At 63.1% G+C, this 4,413-nt stretch carries 4 protein-coding genes and 1 pseudogene; 1 reads left to right on the top strand and 4 read right to left on the bottom strand.

Annotated features, from left to right (window positions below; translation table 11 throughout):
* Positions 1-233, top strand: a pseudogene (locus VL752_RS06625) (aspartate aminotransferase family protein); the annotation flags it as partial.
* Positions 234-360: 127 nt separating this feature from the next.
* Here the strand turns inward: VL752_RS06625 and VL752_RS06620 are convergent.
* The 4 genes from VL752_RS06620 to VL752_RS06605 all read right to left on the bottom strand — a co-directional run.
* Positions 361-1,911, bottom strand: coding sequence for a sugar ABC transporter ATP-binding protein (locus VL752_RS06620; RefSeq protein ID WP_325353392.1), 1,551 nt, complete (start codon positions 1,909-1,911; stop codon positions 361-363).
* A 5-nt stretch (positions 1,912-1,916) separates the two neighbouring features.
* Positions 1,917-2,873, bottom strand: coding sequence for an ABC transporter permease (locus VL752_RS06615; protein WP_325353390.1), 957 nt, complete (start codon positions 2,871-2,873; stop codon positions 1,917-1,919).
* Positions 2,870-3,898, bottom strand: a complete 1,029-nt coding sequence (locus tag VL752_RS06610) for an ABC transporter permease (RefSeq protein WP_325353388.1) — start codon at positions 3,896-3,898, stop codon at positions 2,870-2,872. The genes VL752_RS06615 and VL752_RS06610 overlap by 4 nt, the downstream gene beginning before the upstream one ends.
* Positions 3,889-4,413 (bottom strand): substrate-binding domain-containing protein (locus tag VL752_RS06605; RefSeq protein ID WP_325353386.1); only part of this gene is annotated, 525 nt, incomplete at its 5' end. The genes VL752_RS06605 and VL752_RS06610, both read right to left, overlap by 10 nt.

The raw sequence follows: 4,413 nt of genomic DNA, 5'->3' as shown, positions 1-4,413 counted from the left end.
TAATGCTAGGCGTGGAACTCGTTCAAGACAAGGAAACGAAGACACCGTTTGCCCCCGCGCTCGGCGTTGGGCTAACCTTCGACAGGCTCGCGTATAAGAATGGCCTCATCGTAAGGTGCATGGGGGATACGCTTGGTATGGCTCCGCCCCTGATCGTCCAGGAGTCCGATGTCGACGAGATTGCAGAAAAGTTCTCGAAGACCCTGACGGAGCTTGAGGCGCAATTCGCATAGCCCGCCTAGGCTTATAGCGGGCAGTCTTCCTGAGGCCGCGGCTGGGATGATCAATCTTAGGCGTGTCAGAGATGTGCGAAATGTCGATTTCGCCGCAGCGGTCTGCCCAGGCTGTGAGGTGTCGCGCTCATCCGCCACCCTGGATGATTGCCTGCATCACCCGCTCGCTGGTCGCGGCATAGTCGCCGTTATTGGCGAGCTCCGCACGCAGGCGGAAATCACCCATTACCAGAATGCGGTCCGCAAGCTGTACGACCTCATGCAGATCGCTCGAAATCACGAGGATGGCCTTGCCGTCCTCGGCAAGCTCGACGATCAGCCGGTGCATCGCGTCCTTGGCTGCAACATCGATGCCGACCGTCGGCTCATCGAAGATCAGCAGTTCCGCTTCGGCCGCGATCCATTTGGCGGCACTGACCTTTTGTTGATTACCGCCGCTCAGGCTGCCCGTTGGCTGGGACAGCCGGTTCATCTTCACCTTCAGCCGTTCGAGCGGCGGTGACAGCACGGGCCGTGCCCGCTCGTCGGAAATCCAGCCGAAGCCGCGGGCGATCCTCTCCCATATGGTGATGCCGACATTGCGGCCAATCGAATGGGTGAGGATGAGGCCTTCATCCTTGCGGTCTTCGCTCACATAGCCAATGCGGTAATACCGCAATGCTTCGAAGGGGTTGCGGATGTGCACCGGCTTGCCATCCACGCGCATCTCGCCATCGGTGATCCGGGCGAGCCCCATAATCGCACGGGCAAGCTCGGTGCGCCCGGCACCGACAAGCCCGTAGAGGCAGACGATCTCGCCCCGGCGCAGCGTGAGTTCAATGCCCCGGTGGCCATCTTCGGTTGCGAGGCCGTGGAGTTCGAGCTTTGGACGGCCCGTCTCAGTCTTGCGGGTGCGGGTGGCGGCGAGCAGTTCCACCTGCCGCCCCACCATCGCGCGCACGATGTCCTGTTGACTGACGTCAGCGAGCGGTGCGCTGCTAAGCACATTACGCCCGTCGCGCAGCACCGTGATGCGGCTGCAGAGGGCATAGACCTCCTCAAGCTTATGGCTGACGAAAACAATGCTGGTGCCGTCATCATGTACTTCGTTGAGCAGCGCCTTGAGATGCTCGAACTCGCTATCGGTGATCGAGGAGGTCGGCTCGTCCAGCAGGAGCACGCGGCAACGGCGGGAGAGCGCCTTGGCGATTTCCAGAAGCTGTGCCTGGCCAGGGCTGAGGTGGCTTGCCTCCGCGCGCGGATCGAGATGGAGGCCGACGCGCTGCAGCCAAGGCCTTGCTTCCTCCACCATGCGCCGATGGTTGACGATGCCTCCGGTCAATGGCTGGCGGCCGAGCAGTAGATTTTCAGCGAGTGAGAACTTGCGGACGAGGTTGCGCTCCTGATGCACGACGGCGACGCCATGCTCGGCCGCGGTACCTGGTGTTGCGAATTGCACCACCCGCCCATCTATCAGGATCTCGCCGCGATCCGGACGATGCACGCCGGTCGCGATATTGATCAGCGTGCTCTTGCCGGCGCCGTTTTCGCCAACGAGCGCGTGGATCTCTCGCGGCATCACACGAAGGGAAGCGCCCGAGAGCGCCGCAACCCCGCCGAAAGACTTCCAGACGTCGTTGAGCGCGAAGCAGGTTTCCACGGCATCGCTGCGCGCATCGGGCGGCATCGTCTCGCTCATCGCATCTATCCAGTCACGCGTCGCGGCCGCCGGAAGCTCTGGCCAAGCCTGCCTGAGATGACAGCTGCGAAGATCAACAGCCCCTCGGCCATCTCCACCGCCTGGGTATTCACATTGAGCACGATCAGAACGTCGCTGATTGTCGCGAGCACGATAGCGGCGACGAAGCAGCCGGCCGCCGGCGCCTCACCTCCGATCAGCGCCGTGCCCCCGATGATCGGCACCGCGAAGGAGATGATGAGCCATTCGCTTCCCGTTGCCGGGGTCGCGCTTTGCAGCACGCCGATATACATGACCGCGGCAATGCCGGCGAGCAGGCCGGAGAGCGCATGCGTCACCACCACCGCGCGTCCGCGCGAGATACCCGAGAGCAGGGCAGCCTCGTGGTTGCCACCCACGGCGAGGATTGCGCGGCCGATCGGCAGCCAGCGGAATGCGGCGCCGATCGCGAGTGTCAGCAAGATCGCCGGAATGAGCAGATAGGAGAAGAAGGAGATCCTTCCCTGGCCGAGGCTGACGAGCCCCGGCGCGATGGTGGAGAAGGGGATGGCGTTCGTCACCCCATAGGCGACCCCCGTAAAGGCGGTTCCGGTCGCGAGCGTCACGATGAAGCCAGACATCCGCATGCCGACGATGATCACGCCATTGAGCAGACCACAGGCGAGGCCGAGTGCGAGGCCGCCGGCGACCGCCGGCAGGATCGGCCAATGCTGCGCGTCGTAAAGTCCGCCAACGGTGATGGTGACGAGGGCGGCGATACCCCCGACCGCGAGGCTCATATCGGCCACCGCCAGGACCACCATTTGCGACAGGCCGATCGCGGTATAGATCGCGGCTGTCTGGAGGATAGTATAGACGTTATAGGTCGAGCCGAATTGCTTCATCACCGCGGCCAGCACGAGGCCTGCGATGAGCGTGGCAGCGAACAGCGGTACCCATTGGGCGCTGAGCAGGCGCTTCATGGAGAGGCCGCCGCGGTCTGGGCCTTGGGCAGGGCGGCGCCGGCACGGAGTGAGGAGCGGCGGCGTGCCTGGTCCAGCATCACGGCGACCAGCAGCACAAGGCCTTGTGGAACCTCGATCCAATAGCTCGGCACATTGATGATCGTAAGACCCGATTGCAGGCTGTCATAGAAAAGGGCCGCAAGCAGAATGCCGACTACCGAGATCTCTCCTCCTGTGAGCGCGACGCCGCCGAGCACGGCGGCAATAAAGGAGGGCAGTAGCCAGTCCGCCCCGAACCCGGCATTCACGTTGAGCTCGTAGGACGCGTTCATGATGCAGGCGATGCCGCAGAGCAGGCCGGAGAACCCATAGGCTGCAAGCACCACGAGCGGGACATTGACGGCGGAAACCCGCGCCGCTCGCTCATTGGCGCCCACGGAGAGGATCTGCCAGCCTAGGCTGTGGCGGGCAAAGAGTAGCCAGCACAGGACTCCGCAGGCGATGGCGAGGCCCACGAGCGGGCAAACCGCAGGCGAGAGAAGCGTGCCGTTGCCGAGCGCCGTGAGTGCCGCGGAGGAGATCTGAAACTGATGGCCGCCCGTCACCAACAGAGCGCCGCCGCTATAGATCGACAGGAAGGCAAGGGTGACGACAAAACTTGAAAGTCCCGTCTTCAGCTCAGCAAACCCCATCAGCAGCGCTGCAAGCACACCGACCGCGAGCACGGCAGGAAGGGCAATCCACAGCGAGACGCCTGCCGAGACGAGAAGATAGCCGAGCAGTGAGGTGCAGACTGCACCGATGCCGCCCACCGCGAGGTTCATTCGAGCCGCGGCGATCAGCATGGCCTGCGCCATGCCAAGCACCGCATCCCGTGCGGCAAGTTGCCCGATGCTGTAGAGGTTGAAGCTACCGAGAAAGCCGCTGCCGGCGATGGCAAAGGCAGTCCAGGTGAGCGCGATCAGCAGAACAAGCCCGAAGGCGCTCGCCTGATGGCCGAAGAGCGCGCCGTACCGCCCGAACCGGAAGCCTGCTACTGGCATGACAGATATTGGTCAGTCTCGCCGAGAACCTTCTGCGTTATGTCCGGGATGCTCTCCGGGCCGGAGGCATATTGCTTGACGTCCTTCTGCCCGACGAAGAAATAGCCGGAATTCACGAAGCGCGCGGTATGGCCGAATTGCGTGAAAGGCGCCTTAGGGTTGATCCGGCATCCATCGGCGAGGATTTTGTAGAGCCATTGCGCGGCGACCACGCCCTGGCCATAGGAGTTTTGCCACATCGTACCATAGATCGCGCCGCTTTCGAGCGCCTTCATCACAGTCGGGTCGTTATCCTGCCCGATGAACAGGATGTGCTGGAACTGCGCATTGCTGCTGAGCACTGAGGCAGCGGCGACGGAGGGGTAGTAGTCGGTCGAAAGCATGCCGTTGAGGTCGCTCCCCTTGGAGGCGAGCAGGCTTTCCACCGCCGGCGGCGCGGCGCTTGGGCTATCGATATTGGAAACGACTTGCACGAGTTTGACCTGGCCATTCGTCTCCGCAACCCCGGCCTTCAC

Origin of the sequence: Acidisoma sp. (assembly GCF_035492295.1) — a bacterium.
In the GTDB taxonomy this organism is placed as follows: domain Bacteria; phylum Pseudomonadota; class Alphaproteobacteria; order Acetobacterales; family Acetobacteraceae; genus Acidisoma.
The sequence above is the reverse complement of the archived record's forward strand: the minus strand, read 5'-3'. Positions and strand labels throughout refer to the sequence as shown.